Origin of the sequence: Xanthomonas sp. F10 (genome assembly GCF_014206815.1) — a bacterium.
Taxonomy (GTDB): domain Bacteria; phylum Pseudomonadota; class Gammaproteobacteria; order Xanthomonadales; family Xanthomonadaceae; genus Xanthomonas_A; species Xanthomonas_A indica.
Genome location: NZ_JACHNP010000001.1, coordinates 458,208 through 472,830 on the forward strand (window position 1 = coordinate 458,208; position 14,623 = coordinate 472,830).

At 71.0% G+C, this 14,623-nt stretch carries 12 protein-coding genes; 4 read left to right on the forward strand and 8 right to left on the reverse strand.

The features are described from left to right. Nucleotides 1-43 precede the first annotated feature (43 nt). Nucleotides 44-1,057: a Rieske 2Fe-2S domain-containing protein gene (locus FHR56_RS02040; RefSeq protein ID WP_160946237.1), complete on the forward strand. Its 1,014-nt coding sequence runs from the start codon at nt 44-46 to the stop codon at nt 1,055-1,057. Here FHR56_RS02040 and FHR56_RS02045 read toward each other — a convergent pair. Together FHR56_RS02045 and FHR56_RS02050 are read right to left on the reverse strand one after the other, a co-directional pair. Continuing rightward, nucleotides 1,047-4,022 carry an EAL domain-containing protein gene (locus FHR56_RS02045; protein WP_237473087.1) on the reverse strand — a complete coding sequence of 992 codons (2,976 nt, stop codon included), beginning with the start codon at nt 4,020-4,022 and terminating at the stop codon, nt 1,047-1,049. The genes FHR56_RS02040 and FHR56_RS02045 overlap by 11 nt on opposite strands. 102 nt (nt 4,023-4,124) lie before the next feature. After that, on the reverse strand, nt 4,125-5,051 hold the full coding sequence (locus FHR56_RS02050) for an oxygenase MpaB family protein (RefSeq protein ID WP_160946236.1): 927 nt from the start codon (nt 5,049-5,051) through the stop codon (nt 4,125-4,127). 174 nt (nt 5,052-5,225) lie between these two features. Here FHR56_RS02050 and FHR56_RS02055 point away from each other — a divergent pair, with 174 nt between their 5' ends. Both FHR56_RS02055 and FHR56_RS02060 read left to right on the forward strand, forming a co-directional pair. After that, nucleotides 5,226-5,843 (forward strand): hypothetical protein, encoded by a 618-nt coding sequence (locus FHR56_RS02055; RefSeq protein WP_160946235.1) that lies wholly within the window; start codon nt 5,226-5,228, stop codon nt 5,841-5,843. Between the two features lie 351 nt (nt 5,844-6,194). Beyond that, on the forward strand, nt 6,195-8,312 hold the full coding sequence (locus FHR56_RS02060; RefSeq protein WP_160946234.1) for a TonB-dependent siderophore receptor: 2,118 nt from the start codon (nt 6,195-6,197) through the stop codon (nt 8,310-8,312). A 669-nt stretch (nt 8,313-8,981) separates the two neighbouring features. Here FHR56_RS02060 and FHR56_RS20545 read toward each other — a convergent pair. From FHR56_RS20545 to FHR56_RS02080, 4 genes are all read right to left on the reverse strand, one after another. Continuing rightward, the gene (locus FHR56_RS20545) at nt 8,982-9,152 is read right to left on the reverse strand and encodes a hypothetical protein (protein WP_237473086.1); all 171 of its coding nucleotides are present in this window, start codon (nt 9,150-9,152) and stop codon (nt 8,982-8,984) included. A 266-nt stretch (nt 9,153-9,418) separates the two neighbouring features. Next, on the reverse strand, nt 9,419-9,637 hold the full coding sequence (locus FHR56_RS02070; RefSeq protein WP_160946233.1) for a hypothetical protein: 219 nt from the start codon (nt 9,635-9,637) through the stop codon (nt 9,419-9,421). After that, nucleotides 9,618-10,067 (reverse strand): type II 3-dehydroquinate dehydratase, encoded by a 450-nt coding sequence (locus FHR56_RS02075; protein ID WP_017908518.1) that lies wholly within the window; start codon nt 10,065-10,067, stop codon nt 9,618-9,620. The genes FHR56_RS02070 and FHR56_RS02075 overlap by 20 nt, the downstream gene beginning before the upstream one ends. Nucleotides 10,068-10,077: 10 nt before the next feature. Then, on the reverse strand, nt 10,078-10,500 hold the full coding sequence (locus FHR56_RS02080) for a hypothetical protein (RefSeq protein WP_160946232.1): 423 nt from the start codon (nt 10,498-10,500) through the stop codon (nt 10,078-10,080). A 273-nt stretch (nt 10,501-10,773) separates the two neighbouring features. Here FHR56_RS02080 and FHR56_RS02085 point away from each other — a divergent pair, with 273 nt between their 5' ends. Next, nucleotides 10,774-12,366, forward strand: a complete 1,593-nt coding sequence (locus FHR56_RS02085) for an APC family permease (protein ID WP_160946231.1) — start codon at nt 10,774-10,776, stop codon at nt 12,364-12,366. 13 nt (nt 12,367-12,379) lie between these two features. Here FHR56_RS02085 and FHR56_RS02090 read toward each other — a convergent pair whose 3' ends face one another. After that, nucleotides 12,380-12,910: a hypothetical protein gene (locus tag FHR56_RS02090; RefSeq protein WP_343160741.1), complete on the reverse strand. Its 531-nt coding sequence runs from the start codon at nt 12,908-12,910 to the stop codon at nt 12,380-12,382. Continuing rightward, the gene (locus FHR56_RS02095) at nt 12,907-14,583 is read right to left on the reverse strand and encodes a M28 family metallopeptidase (RefSeq protein WP_160946230.1); all 1,677 of its coding nucleotides are present in this window, start codon (nt 14,581-14,583) and stop codon (nt 12,907-12,909) included. Before FHR56_RS02095 ends, FHR56_RS02090 begins: the two co-directional genes overlap by 4 nt. Between the last annotated feature and the right edge of the window lie 40 nt (nt 14,584-14,623).

Below are 14,623 nucleotides of genomic sequence, written 5' to 3' on the forward strand. Positions count from 1 at the left end.
TCGCTTGCCGTGGACCACACACGATCGCGGCGCTGCGCGCGGCATGAGCGCCTGGCATCCGTCCCTGTATCGGCAGTGGTTCGCCGTCGCGCCCGCCACGGCGTTGCGACGGCGGCCGCTGGCGGTGTCGGTGATGGACCGGCATGCGGCGATCGCACGCTGCGCCGACGGCCGCCTGCTGGCGCTGGAAGACCGCTGCCCGCACCGGCACGCGCCGCTGTCGGCCGGCTGCGTCACCGGCGACGGCCTGTCCTGCCCGTATCACGGCTGGCGCTTCGACCATACCGGCGCCCTGCGCGAGATCCCCGGCCTGCCGCCCGGGCAGACGCCGCCGGCGGTGCGGGTGCGCGCCTTCGCCGCGCGCGAGCACGACGGGCTGATCTGGCTGCGCCCCGATCCCGAGGGCGCGGACGCGCCGTCGCAGCTGGTGCAGGCACTGCAGCCGTCGGCGCGTCGCTTCCTGTGGCGCACGCGCTGGGACGCGCACGTGGTCGATGCGCTGGAGAACTTCCTGGATCCGCTGCATACGCATCTGCTGCATCCGGGGCTGGTGCGACGCGGCGGCGCGCGCACCGCCATGCGCGCCGAACTGCGCCACACCGACGAAGGCTTCCACGTGGACTACCGCGGCGCCGCGGCGCAGAGCGGCTGGCTGTACCGGCTGTTCGAGTCGCCGCGCATCCTGGAACGCGCGCATTTCGCCGCGCCCGGCAGCGCGCAGATCGAGTACCGCTACGCGCGCGGCGGCCGCGTGCGGATCAGCCTGCACTTCACCCCGCTCGGCGTACGCAGCACCGATGTCTTCGCCAGCCTGCACGTGGAGGGGCGCTGGGCGCCGGCGTGGGCGGTGCGCCTGCTGGTGTGGCCGCTGCTGCACCGGGTCGGCGAGCAGGACCGGCGCATGCTCGCGCTGCAGTCGCGCAACCTGCAGCGCTACCCGGGCGCGCGCGGCGCCTCCACCGCGCTGGACCTGGTGCGCGAACCGCTGCGCCGCTACTGGGAAGGCGACGCGCGACCGACGCCCGGCAGCGGCCACGACGTGGAGATCATGCTGTGACCGCGCCGAGCCGCTGCAGCACCTCCGCCAGCGGGGCCGGACGCCCGAGCAGATAGCCCTGCACGCCGCCGCAGCCGTGCGCACGCAGCCAGCGCAACTGGCTGTCGGTTTCCACGCCCTCGGCGACCACGTCCAGCCCCAGGCAATGGCCCAGGGTCAGCAGCGCCTGGCAGATCGAGGCGTTGCGCGGATCGCGGTCCACCTCGGCGACGAAACTGCGGTCGATCTTCAGCGTGTCCAGCGGCAGATCGCGCAGATACGCCATGCTGGAGAAGCCGGTGCCGACATCGTCCAGGGCCACGCGCACACCCAGCGCGCGCAGTTGTCGCAGCACGTCGCCGGCCTGCTGCGGCTGCCGCATCAGGCTGCTCTCGGTCAGCTCCAGCTGCAGGCCGTTGGCGGCCAGCCCGGCCTCGGCGCAGGCCTGTGCCAGATCGGCGACCAGGTCGCCATCGAAGAACTGCAGCGCCGACACGTTCACCGCCACCGGCAGGTCCGGCCATCCGTGGTCCACCAGTGCGCGGCGCGCGCGCGCCGCGGCGCGCAGCACCCAGCGCCCGAGCGGCAGGATCAGCCCGGTGTCCTCGCACAACTGGATGAACGCATCCGGCGCAATGAAGCTGCCATCGGCCTGCGGCCAGCGGACCAGGGCCTCGAGTTCGCGCGGCGCACTGTTGCCGGCCTGCATGATCGGCTGGAAATACAGCTCGAATTCCTGGCGCTCGATCGCCTGCTGGAGACGTCCGGCCAGGCGAAGGCGTTCGGCGGTGCGTGCCGCCATGCCGCGGTCGAAGCGCACCAGGCTGCGCCCCTCGGCCTGTGCCGCGTGCGCGGCCTGCGCGGCGCTGCCGATCGCCTCGTCGGCGTCGGCGGCATCGTCCGGACACAGCGCCACGCCGATGTGCGCCTGCAGTTGCTGGGCGAACTCGCCGCCCTGCACCGGCGCGTGCAGCGCCTCCTGCAGCGCCTGCAACGCCTGCGGCAGGGCCTGCGGGTCCAGGATCGCCAGCACGAAGTCCTGCGCCGGCTGATGCGCACTCAGGCCGAAGCACTCGCCAAGCGCGCGAATGCGCGCGGCCACCGCGTTGCGCACCGCATCGCCCGCGGCGCGCCCCAGGGTGTCGCCGATCAGGGCCAGGCCACGCACCTGCACGTAGGCGATGGCATAGCCCGCCCGCTGCGCGCGCAAGGCGTCGGCCAGCGCGTTCGGCTTGAGCAGGCCGGTGCTGAAGTCGTGGCGCGCCAGGTAGGCCAGTTCGCGTTCGTGGGCCACGCGCTCGGTGACGTCCTCGGCCAAGATCAGCCGCGCCGGCACGCCGCCGAACTCCAGGTCGGCACTGTGGACGCACACCGACAGCAGGCTGCCGTCCTTGCGCCGATGGGTCCACACGCTCGGCGCGTCGAAGCCCTCGCGCGGCTTGCGCACGTCCTGCAGCAAGCGTTCTGCATCCTCCGCCGGACGCAGATCGCGCAGATCCATCGCCAGGAATTCCTCGCGGCTGTAGCCGTACTGGCGCACCGCGGCCTGGTTCACTTCCAGGAAGCGCAGGCTATCCACCGCGAACACCCAATACGGCAGCGGATTGCGATCGAACACCAGCCGGAACTGGCGCTCGGCATCGAGCAGGCGCGCCTGCGCATGCAGCCGGTCGCTGACATCCTGTACCGCACCGGTCATGCACATTCCTGTGCGGGTACGCACCAGCGCGCCACGCGCGGCCAACCAGCGCAGGCGCCCATCAGGCAGATGCATGCGGTAGACGGTGTTGTAGTCCGCGCGGCCCTGCGCGGCGTCCTCGAACAGCTGCGTCACCCGCGCGCGATCGGCGTCGTGGATCCGCTCCAGGAACGCCTCGATCGGCAACTGCATGCGCTGCAGGCCGAACATCGCGCCGGTCGGCTCGGACAGGCGCAGCACGCGCTCGGCGATGTCCACGCGCCAGGTCCCGATGCCGCCCATGCCGTGGGCCAGGCGCAGATCCTCGTCGCCGCGGCGCAGGCGCTGCAGCAGATGGCGCTGGCGCCGCTCGGCACGGCGCAGGCTGCCGAGCAGATAGGCCAGGCCGAGCAGGTACAGCACGTACACCAGCGCCGCCGCCGCGGCGAACCACCACCAGCCGGACAGCGTTTCGCGCAGCCCCACGCCGGCCACCGCCAGCAAGGGATGCGCGCCGCCACCACTCAGCGCCAGAATCCGCGGCGTGCGGTCGAAGACATCGCGGTGCAGACCCAGCGCGCCGCCGTGCGGCATCGGCTGCGCGAGTGCCGGCGGCAGCCGCGGCTGGCTGGCCGCAAGCGGGCGGCTGGCGGCCAGCAGCCTGCCCTGCGCGTCGGTCAGGGCGACGATGCCGTCGCGCCCGCTGTCGGTGCCTTGCACGATGCGCTGCAGCGCGGCCACCCGCCATTGCGCCTCCACCCAGCCGTCCGTTCCCCAGGGCACGGCCACCCGCACCACTGCCGTGCCGTCGGCCAGGCGCAGCGGCGGGCTCACGCAGATCCGATCGCCGCAGCGCCCACGTTGCCGCCAGGCGCGCAGTTGCGCATCGCCGGCGCCACCGAAGCGGCGTTGGCCAGTCGCATCCAGCAAGGCCACGTCGCGCAGTTCCGGGTGCCGTGCCAGCAGGCCGTGCAGCGACGCGGCAATCAGTTCTGGCGCGCGCACCGGCGCCTCCGTCAGCAGCGCTTGCGCGCTCAAGCCTTCGCCATGCAGGGCCTGGCCAAGATTGTCCAGTTGCAACTGCAGCAGGCGGTCGGTGCCGGTGGCCAGCGCCAGGCTCTGGCGCTGCGCCGCGGCCAGGCGGTTGTGGCGGTCCTGCGCCAGCACCAGTACCAGCCCAACGGCCAGCAGCACCGCCAGCGCCAGGCCCCAGGTCGCGATCGCCCGCAGTGGCGCGCGCGTGACGCGCCGCAGGCTGTGCCGAAAGCGACGGTCGCGCTTCCTGTCGGCGAGCGGCTTCTGCAGCATCGGGAGTGGGAACGGGCGGAAGATGCTGGTTACAGCGGCCTGGGACCGGCGATCTTGACCACGTGTGACGCGATGCTGGGTTCAGCGATGCGGATAAACCATTCAGTCCACTACGGGCCACTGCGCCAACTGCTGCGTCGGCAGGCCGACGCGGCGGCAGGCACGCGCGGCGATGCCGTCGTGCAGCGCGACGCGGAACAGCGGCGCCACCTGCTGCAGCAACCAGGCCGGGACCGCCGGGCCGGTGCGCTGCAGCCGCGCCTGCCGCAGCATGGCGCTGGCCCACGGCGGCAACAACGCCGCGCCGGCGCCCAGGAACAGTTCGCGCGACAGTCCGGGGGCGGGCACCGGCAGGCGCAGGCCGGCCAGCACCGCCAGCACCTCGCGCGACCGCGCATCCACCCGCAACTGCGGCCGCTGCCGGTCGAAATAGGCCAGCACCGCCGCCTCGCTGGCCGGGACTTCGCATGCGCCCAGCGCCTCGGCGACGCGCCGCCCTTCGTCGTAGTAGCGGTCGGCGATCGCGACGGGGACCGCGCGGCAGTAGCGGCGGTAGCCCTGCAGGAAGCCGTAGGCCTCGGTCACGTGCACCCAGGTCAGCAGCGCCGGATCGTCGGCGGCATAGGCGCGCCCGTCGGGTGTGTGGCCGCGCACGCGGGCATGGATCGCGCGGACCCGGGCGATCTGGCGCTGCGCCGCGTCCGTAGGCGCGTAGCTGGTGGCGGCGACGAACTGGGTGGTGCGGCGCAGGCGCCCGACCAGGTCCTCGCGGAAGTTGGAATGGTCGTAGACCCCGGCCAGCGCCAACGGGTGCAGGGTCTGCAGCAACAACGCGCACAGCCCGCCGGCCAGCATCCCGGGAAACTCGGCATGGATGCGCCAGGTGACGCTGTCCGGGCCGAACAGACCGATGTCGCCGAGCGGCTGGTCGTAATCGATGGCATCGCGCTCGCGCGGGAACGCGCCCAGCACCCAGCGACGGAGCTGGGTGGTGGCCGGAGCGGAGAGGGTGCGCAGCAACGAAGGCATGCGCCGATGCTAGCGGAGACGGCGCGAGCGCCGTGCGATGGCGTATGGCGCACACCGGCCGCGCCGCATGTGCGACCGCAGCATGCACTTTGCGGCCGCTGTGCTAGAAAGAAGCTGCCTCAAGATCGCCCGCCGACGTTCCGCGTCCGTCACCGCATCTGCAAGGAGCCCGTCATGTTCGCATTGTTCAAAGGCTTGGGATTGCTGCTCGAGGACAACGCGCTGCACCAGCGCTCGTTTCCCGAACAGGTCGCGCACTGGCAGCACAAGAGCGAGGCGCAGATCCGCGACGAGGTGGCATTGCTGGCCAAGGCCAAGCAGCAGTGGCTGGTGGCCTCGATCATCGGCTGGCAGGCGATCTCGCTGATCCTGCTCGGCGTGATCACCGCGCAGCTGTGGCAACACGACTACCACCTGACCTTCTCGCGCATCGTCATCGTGGTCACCTCGTGGGTGGCGATCCTGTTCGTGATCTGGTTCATCGCCAACATGTTCGACCGCACCGCCGGCTTCGAGCGCTGGCTCACCGCGTTCAACAGCCGCGAGCCGCTCTCCGCCGATGCCGACACCGTGGAATGCGTGGCCGACGCGTTGAACATGGCACGCAAGTACCCGGAGATCCTCGCCTACAAGCGCGAGGTGGTGGCCAACCGCGAACTGCGCCACGAGGACATCCGGATCATGCGCGAGATGGGCCGCATCCGCCTGCATGCCGAACTGGTCGCCTCGCTGATCCAGTTCGAAGGCACCCCGCCCGGCGGCCAGCCCGGCGTGTTCCGCGTCGCCGGCTGAGCCCGCGCCGCACGCACGCCACGCGCGCCATCTGCTCGATGGCGCGGCGAAGATCTGCGACCAACGCGACCGCATTATGCGGTCGCCGTCGCGCACACGAGTGGCCAAGCATCTGCGGCGCACGCTGCTGCGCATCCCACTGGCGCCCATGAGCGCCAGGCTGTACTGGCGTGCAGCATCACCGCGATGCCGGCCGCCTGCCGCGTCTCCATCCCTGACCATCGACCACCGGGTCACCGCGACACGCCCGATGCGGCCGGCGGAGGCCCGAGTTCGCGGCCACGGGCATTCCCAACGATCGCTTCGCGAAATATAATCATTCTCGATTAGAACTTTCAGCCCCCGGTCTCGATGACACTGCCCCCCCTCTCCTGTGCCTGCCTGCTGGGCATGGCGCTGTCCCTGCCTGCGCACGCAACCACCGCCGATACCGCCACGGACGCCGACAGCGGCGCCGATGCCGCGCAGGCGACCGCCCTGCCCACGGTGCAGGTGCGCGCCGACGCGCAGAGCGGTTTCCGCGCCACCGGGCCGGTGCAGGCCGACAAGTCCGATGCGCCGCTGGCGCAGACGCCGTTCTCGATCACCGTGGTGCCGCGCGCCCTGCTGGACAGCCAGCAGGCGCTGAGCCTGTCCGATGCCTTGCACAACGTCTCCGGGGTGGTCGCCAACACCTACGGCCGGCGCGGCTGGGACGACCTGATCATCCGTGGCCAGACCGCCTCCGACGCGTTGTTCGTCGACGGCCTGCGCACGGCCGACAGCAACCGCGTGGCCGAGCAACTGTTCGGCGTGCAGCAGGTGGAGGTGCTGAAGGGCCCGGCCTCGCTGCTGTACGGGCAGGTGCTGCCGGGCGGCCTGGTCAACCTGATCAGCAAGCGCCCCGGCGCCGAGCCGATGCGGCGGGTGGACCTGAGCGTAGGCAGCGACGGCCTGCGCCAGGGCAGCGTGGATCTCAACCAGCCGCTGTCGGCCGACGGCAAGGTGGCGCTGCGCCTCAACGGGCTGGCGATGAACAGCGACGATCCCACCAACCACGTGTATTTCCGCAGCCGCTGGATCGCCCCGTCGCTGTCGCTGGACCTGGGCCCGCGCACCGACTTCGTGCTGCTGACCAGCTACCAGGAACGCGACTACATCCGCCAGCAGGGCCTGCCCTGGGAAGGCAGCGCCGAGCCCAACCGCAATGGCCGGATCGACCGCGCGCTGTTCACCGGCGAACCCGGGCAGCGGCCGTACCACAGCCACCAGAGCCGGATCGGCTACGTGCTCGATCACCGTTTCGACAACGGCTGGACCCTGCACCACGCCGCACGCTGGCAGCGTTTCGGCTTGAATGGGTTCCTGATCGCCAACAACGGCCTGGCCGCCGATCTGCGCACCCTGCGCCGCACCGCCACGCAGCAACAGTTCGACGGTCGCACCTGGGTGCAGGACACCTACCTGCAGGGCGGCTTCGCCACCGGCACCTGGCAGCACACGGTCACCGCCGGCCTGGACGCGTTCAAGACCTGGGAATGGAACGTGCAGTCGACCTGCCGCGTCGGCACGCTCGACGTGTATGCACCCGTCTACGGCAGCGCCGTGGTCTGCCCGGCCCGGCCCAACCGCGACAACCTCAGCGTGGTGACCTCGGGCGGCCTGTACCTGCGCGACCGCATCCAGCTCGCACCCGATTGGCAATTGCTGCTGGGCCTGCGCCACGACCGCAGCCGCAACCGCAGCGAGGACCACCTGGCCGGCACCGACACGCGCAACGACAACAGTGCGACCACGGGCTCTGCAGCGCTGATGTTCGACGCCGGTGGCGGCCTGCGCCCGTATGTCAGCGTGGCCACCTCGTTCTATCCCAACGTCGGCACCGACGCGCAGGGCGCGCAGTTCGACCCCGAACGCGGGCGCCAGGTGGAACTGGGCGTCAAGATGGAAGTGAGCAGCAGCACCAGCCTGAGCATGGCGCTATACGACCTGCGCCGGCGCAACGTGCTGCAGACCGATCCGTTCAATGACGGCTACAGCATCGCCGTGGGCGAGCAACGCAGCCGCGGGCTGGAGCTCAACGCCGCCGCCGACCTGGGCAACGGGCTGAGCCTGTTCGGCGGCTACGCCTACACCGACGCGGTGGTCACCGACGACGGCGGCCAACGCGTGAGCAGCGTCGGCAGCCGCCTGAACAACGTGCCGCGGCACAGCGGTTCGCTCTGGCTGCAGTACGCCGCCCACGGCGCGGCCGACGGCTGGAGCGTCAGCGGCGGCGTGCGCGCCGAAGGCGAGAAGACCGCCTACGGCCACCGCATCCCGGGTTATCTGGTGGTCGATGCCGGCCTCGGCTACCGCCAGGGCCATTGGCGCTACGCGCTGAACCTGAAGAACGCCTTCGACCGCGACTACTACACCGGCGGCCTGCAACGCGCCGTGGCCCTGGGCGACCCGCGCACGCTGCTGTTCTCGGTGGGCGTGGATTACTGAGTGAGCGCGCGTCGTTGCGCGCGACGCGACACCGGTCGTACCAATGTGGCGCCGGATCGCGGGACAGCCTCCTGTGGGAGCGACCTCAGTCGCGACGCGAGACGCCATCCGGCAGCTCCGTTGCAGAGGCGTCGGGACTGAAGTCCCTCCCACAACAGCAGCGATCGGATGGAGACAGTCGCATGTGCGGGCGAATGCGGCGATGCGATGCGGCGCATCGGTCGCCCTCGCAGCCAGGTCGCGGCTGAAGCCGCTCCTACGATGTCCAGTGCCGGATCGCAGCGAGCCGTTCTGTAGGAGCGGCTTCAGCCGCGACGCGGGACGCCATCCGGCAGCCCCGTTGCGGAGGCGTCGGGACTGAAGTCCCTCCCACAACAGCGGCGATCGGATCACTGCATCCATGATGCAAGGACTGATTCGGCAACGCGATGCGGTACATCGGTTGACATCGGATCAAGGGTCGCGGCTGAAGCCGCTCCTGCGACGCCGCGTGCCGAATCGCAGAAAAGCATCCTGTAGGAGCGGCTTCAGCCGCGACGCATGACGTCATCCGGCAGCTCCGCGGGAATGTCTCCTACGCACGCATGTTCTTCAGGCCGATGCCGGTGCCGGTGCCGGTGCCGGTGCCGCTGGACTGGGTGTTGAAGCCCGGGCCATCGTCGGACACGGTCAGGATGACATCGTGTCCTGCGCCCGCAGTTGCAGGCGCACGCCCATATGGATGCGTAGGCACTGCAGGCGCCCGGCGATCCGCCAGATCTTGCGCAGGTGGGTGATGCCGGCGATCAGCGCCGACAGCATCGCCGGCAGGCCGAACGGCCAGCCCGGCGGGGACTCCATGCCCTAGAACAACCAGCCCGGACGAAGGCGGCGCGACCACCGCCCCTGCCCAGCCGCACGACAGGCGAACGAGGAAGAACAGGCGGGCGAGCATGGCGGCCAGCAACTGTGGGTTCCGGCGAGGAGAGCCGTGGCGTCGCGCAGCGCTTGCGGCGTGCGACGCGACCGCCACTGAGGCGGACGGAACACGGTCTCGACAGGACGCAACCGCGGCGCCGCCGCACGCAGTGCGCGACTGCAGCATCCCGGGCGACAGCGCATGGGCCCTACAGCCGGCTCACGCTGCGGATGCGGATCTCGCTGCTGTCCACGCCGTGGCGTTGCGCCGCCTGCGCGCGCAGGCGGCACAGCAGCCGCTCCGGATCCAGCGACGCCGGCTCGGCCCAGGTGTGCGCCAGGGTGCCCCAGGCCACGCGCTGGCCGAAGCTGTAGGCCTCGTAGTCGGCCAGGTAGTGGCGCGCGCGCTCAGGTGCCGACGTGGACATCGCCTTCGTAGCCGTTGCAACCCAGGTGTTCGAGCGCGATCGACAGCGCCAGCGCGTAGCCCTGCGCGCAGTAGCCGCCGACCTGGCCCAGGCGCTGCCCCGAGGCCGCGCACAGGCAGGCTTCGCGGCGGTCGCTGGCGTCGTCGTGCACTTCCACGTAGGGCCGGCGCAGGTGCGCCACCGCGTCGGCGGTGACGGCGCTGTCCGAACACGCGCCCGGATCCAGCAGCAGCATTTCCACGCCGGCCTGGTCGGCCTGGGCTAGCGCCTGCAGCAGTTCGCGCTCGCTGGCGCAACCGCGCACGGCCAGGGTCTTGCCGGCGCGCCCGGCATGGGCGAGCAATTGCCGCATCACCGGCGGGGCGATGCGCGCCGGGCGGCCGCGATGGCCGGCCACGCAGTCCGGGCCACGGAGCAACAGGATCGACATGGCGGCGCCCTCAGTTGGCCAGCGCCGCGCGCGCGCCGAGCCGGCGCTGCGCCACGCCGAGGGCGATGGCGTAGCTGTCGGCGAGCGCACCGTTGGCGATCACCGTCAGCAACGGCGCGTGCCGCGGATGCAGCAGCGGTTCCAGCGCCTGCGCGCTGGCGTCGTGCACCTCGATGTACGGGTGGCCCAGCGCCTCCAGCGCCGCGCACAGCTGCGCGCCGTGGTCGGCCAGCTCGGACGCCGGCAATTCGCCGGAATCCAGCAGCACCAGCTCGGTGTCGTCGCACGCGCCTTGCCGCAACCGCGCCACGATCTGCGCGGCATCGGCGCAGGCCACCGGCACCACCTGCGCGGCATGGGAAGCGGCCAGACACTGCGCCGCGGCAATGGCCGACGCATCGCGATGCGGGCCCTGGATCAGCAGAATCGACATGGAACACATCCAACGGAAAGGACGTGGCGCAGTCTGCGCGCGCGCCGCGTAAGCGCGCCATGGCGGTTCGGGGCTGCGCGCGTAAAGTCTGTGTAAGGCGGGGATTCGGGATTCGGGATTGGGGATTGGGGATTCGCAAAAGCGGAGGGCGGCGCTGCGCTTCCACCAATCCCGAATCCCGAATCCCTGCTTCTAAGCCAATCCCCATTCCCCAATCCCGATTCCCGGCTTTATGCGATCATCCCCGGCTTCCCGCCGCCGCCCGGACTCGCCATGACCCACTCCGCCCTGCGCCGCGATGTCGGCCCGTTCGCCCTGATGCTGACCGGCCTGGGCTCGATCATCGGCTCCGGCTGGCTGTTCGGCGCCTGGCGCGCCGCCGGGCTGGCCGGCCCCGGTGCGATCTGGGCCTGGGTGCTGGGCGCCGCCATCGTCACCACCATCGCCCTGGCCTATGCCGAGTTGGGCGCGATGTTCCCCGAGTCCGGCGGCATGGTCCGCTACAGCCACTATTCGCACGGCTCGCTGGTCGGCTTCATCGCCGGCTGGGCCAACTGGATCGCGATCGTGTCGGTGATCCCGGTGGAGGCCGAGGCCTCGGTGCAGTACATGGCGTCCTGGCCGTGGCAGTGGGCGCAGGATCTGTACGTGCAGCAGCCCGGCGGCGCCGGCGAGCTGTCGGTGCCCGGGCTGATCATCGCCGCGGTGCTGGTGCTGGTGTACTTCCTGCTGAACTTCTGGAGCGTGAAGCTGTTCGCGCGCTCCAACAGCCTGATCACCGTGTTCAAGCTGGTCGTGCCGGCGCTGACCGGCGTGGCACTGATCGCCAGCGGCTTCCACAGCGAGAACTTCAGCGTCGGCCTGCACGGCGGCAGCCACACCATCGACTTCGCCGCGGTGCTCACCGCGGTGGCCACCGCCGGCATCGTGTTCAGCTTCAACGGCTTCCAGAGCCCGGTAAACCTGGCCGGCGAGGCGCGCAACCCGGGGCGCAGCATCCCGTTCGCGGTGCTCGGCTCGATCGCGCTGGCCACGGTGGTCTACGTGCTGCTGCAGGTCGCCTACCTGGGCGCGGTGCCGCCGGACCTGCTGGCCAAGGCCGGCTGGCACGGCATCGACTTCCGCTCGCCGTTCGCGCAGTTGGCGATCATCGTCAACCTGCACTGGCTGGCGATGCTGCTGTACGTGGACGCCTTCGTCAGCCCCAGCGGCACCGGCATCACCTACACCGCCACCACCGCGCGCATGATCTACGGCATGGAACGCAACGGCACCATGCCCAAGGTGCTGGGCCGGATCCACCCGACCTGGGGCGTGCCGCGCCCGGCGATGTTCTTCAACCTGCTGGTGTCCTACCTGTTCCTGTTCTTCTTCCGCGGCTGGGGCACGCTGGCGGCGGTGATCTCGGTGGCCACCATCATTTCCTACCTGACCGGCCCGATCAGCGCCATGGCGCTGCGCAAGCACGCACCGGAGATGCACCGCCCGCTGCGCATCGCCGGCCTGCCGGTGCTGGCCGCCGCCGCCTTCGTGCTGGCCACCGAACTGCTGTACTGGGCACGCTGGCCGCTGACCGGCGAGATCATCCTGTTGATGCTGGTGGCCCTGCCGGTGTACGCCTACTACCAGCAGCGCGACGGCTGGAAGGATTTCCGCCGGCACCTGCGCGGCGCCAGCTGGCTGATCGCCTATCTGCCGACCATCGCCCTGCTGTCGTGGGCCGGCAGCACCACCTTCGGCGGCCACGGCTACCTGTCCTACGGGCCGGACCTGGTGGTGGTCGGCGTGGTCGCGCTGGGCTTCTACTTCTGGGGCGTGCGCGCCGGCTGGCGCACCCCGTCGCTGCAACAGGCCAGCGCCGGCTGAGCCGCGGCGGCGCTCAGCCGCCGCGCAGGCATTGCAGCGCGCGCGACAGCAGTGTGGCACCGACGAAGCCGGCCAGGGCGCACAGGCCCACCGCGATGACGCTCTCGTAGGACGGGGCGTCGCGTCTGATGAATACGGCCAGCGCCGCGGCGACGCAGACCGCCGAGGTGCCGGCGCCGATCAGGCCGATGCGCAGATGCGCGCGCCAGCCGCGCAGGCGCGGCCAGGCGCGGGCGGCGAACAGACCGGTCAGCAGCGCCGGCAAGGCGCCGAAGACATAGGAAAACAGCGCCATCAGCAGGAGCAGCAGCAGCGGAGCGCTGAGGCCGCTGCTCTCTCCGCGGGTCATCGCGATCGCCACCGGCAGCCCGACCACCACGGTGCCCAGCGGCGGGCCGACGAACAGGAAGGTCGTCACCACGCCAACGCCGACCAGCCAGCGCGGCAGCGGGTCGTTGCCCGCCTCCGCGTCGAGCGGGTCGACCTCATCCGCGCGTGCGTCCGGGGCCGCCTGCGACGCAGGCGGCAACGGATCGTGGCTCACTGCTTGGCGGGCGCCGCTTGGCGCTGCGCGGCGCTGGCGTCGCGGGCGGCGCGGAACTCGGAGTCGCGGCTCCAGTTCGGCCACTGCGGCGAATTGGCCAGTTCCTCGCCCAGGGTGTACAGCACCTGCATGTCGCGCGCGGCGCCGGCGAAGGTCCAGTTCGGCTGCCATTCGTCGCCGGGCTGGTGGTAGCGCTTGGCGGTGTAGTCGTCCGAGGCGGCCTTGCCGGCCGCCACGCCGCCGTCCACCCAGTCCTGGCCGGCGGCGAAGGACAGCGCCGGCACGCCGCGCTTGGCGAAGGAGAAGTGATCGGAGCGGAAGAAGTAACCGGCTTCCGGCTTCGGATCAGGCGTGTAGCGCAGGTCCCAGCCCTTGGCCACGCGCTTGAGGTCGTCGAGCAGTTCCAGCTTGGCGGTGCCGTAGATGCCGAAATCACGCGAGGGCCCGAACGGGCTCATGCCGTCCATGTTGATCACCGCCACCGTGCGCGCCAGCGGATACAGCGGCTTGGAGGCGTAGTACTCCGAGCCGAGCAGGCCCTTCTCCTCGGCGGTGACCGCCATGAACACCACCGAGCGCTGTGGCGCCGGGCCCTTGGCGAAGGCGCGGGCCAGTTCCAGCAGCGCGGCGACGCCGCTGGCGTTGTCCAACGCGCCGTTGAAGATGCGGTCGCCCTTGGCGTCGGGCGCGCCCACGCCCAGGTGATCCCAGTGCGCGGTGTAGATGAGGGTGTCGTCCGGCTGGGTCTTGCCGGGCAGCCGCGCGACCACGTTGTGCGAGGTGATCACCTCCGACTTCACCGCGTAGTCGGCGTACAGGCGCTCGCCCTTCAGCGGCACCGGCTTGAAGTCGCGCGATTGCGCCTGCTTCTTCAGCGCATCGAAATCCAGCCCGGCGCGCTTGAACAGCTCCACCGCCAGATCGCGCTGGATCCAGCCCTCCAGTTCCGGGTGCACCGCCTTGGGATCGTCGCGGACCACGTCGAACATGCTGTTGGTGTTGGAGTTGGCGACGGTGGCCCAGCCGTAGGAGGCCGGTGCGGTCTCGTGCACGATCAGCACGCCGGCCGCGCCCTGCCGTGCGCCTTCCTCGAACTTGTAGGTCCAGCGGCCGTAGTAGGTCATGCCCTTGCCGTCGAACGCACCCTTGCCGGTCTCGAAGTCGGGGTCGTTGATCAGCACCACCGCGATCTTGCCCTTCAGGTCCACGCCCTTGAAGTCGTCCCAGCCGCGCTCGGGCGCCTTGACCCCATAGCCGACGAACACCAGCGGCGCCCCGTCCAGGGTCACCTGGCTGCTGCCGTCGAGCGCCGCGCGCACGGCGATCTGCTGGCCCTGGGTCAGAGCCTGGCGCTGGTCGCCGCTGGCGATCGCCAGGCGCGGGGTGCCGACGATGTCGGCGCGGCGCAGCGGCACCGCCTGGGTCCACAGGCGCTTGCCGTCGCGCAGGTCGCCGCCGGGCTGCAGGCCGGCCGCCTGGAACTGCGCACTCAGATAGGCCACGGTCTTCTCCTCGCCCGCCGAACCCGGGGCGCGGCCCTCGTAGGCGTCGGAGGCCAGGGTCTTGACGTCGGCGGACAAGCGCTTGGTGTCGAAGGTCGGTGCGGGCGGCGGTGCCGCCAGGCAGGCGCCAGACAGCGCAAGAGCCAACGCGCTCACGATCGGTCGTTTCACTCGGTTCCCCTCGGCAGAGACAAAGAAGGTCGAGTGTAGC

Coding starts and splice junctions, on each gene's coding strand:
- FHR56_RS02040 (WP_160946237.1), top strand. CDS start 44: ATGAGCGCCTGGCATCCGTCCCTGTATCGGCAGTGGTTCGCCGTCGCG.
- FHR56_RS02045 (WP_237473087.1), bottom strand. CDS start 4,022: ATGCTGCAGAAGCCGCTCGCCGACAGGAAGCGCGACCGTCGCTTTCGG.
- FHR56_RS02050 (WP_160946236.1), bottom strand. CDS start 5,051: ATGCCTTCGTTGCTGCGCACCCTCTCCGCTCCGGCCACCACCCAGCTC.
- FHR56_RS02055 (WP_160946235.1), top strand. CDS start 5,226: ATGTTCGCATTGTTCAAAGGCTTGGGATTGCTGCTCGAGGACAACGCG.
- FHR56_RS02060 (WP_160946234.1), top strand. CDS start 6,195: ATGACACTGCCCCCCCTCTCCTGTGCCTGCCTGCTGGGCATGGCGCTG.
- FHR56_RS20545 (WP_237473086.1), bottom strand. CDS start 9,152: ATGGAGTCCCCGCCGGGCTGGCCGTTCGGCCTGCCGGCGATGCTGTCG.
- FHR56_RS02070 (WP_160946233.1), bottom strand. CDS start 9,637: ATGTCCACGTCGGCACCTGAGCGCGCGCGCCACTACCTGGCCGACTAC.
- FHR56_RS02075 (WP_017908518.1), bottom strand. CDS start 10,067: ATGTCGATCCTGTTGCTCCGTGGCCCGGACTGCGTGGCCGGCCATCGC.
- FHR56_RS02080 (WP_160946232.1), bottom strand. CDS start 10,500: ATGTCGATTCTGCTGATCCAGGGCCCGCATCGCGATGCGTCGGCCATT.
- FHR56_RS02085 (WP_160946231.1), top strand. CDS start 10,774: ATGACCCACTCCGCCCTGCGCCGCGATGTCGGCCCGTTCGCCCTGATG.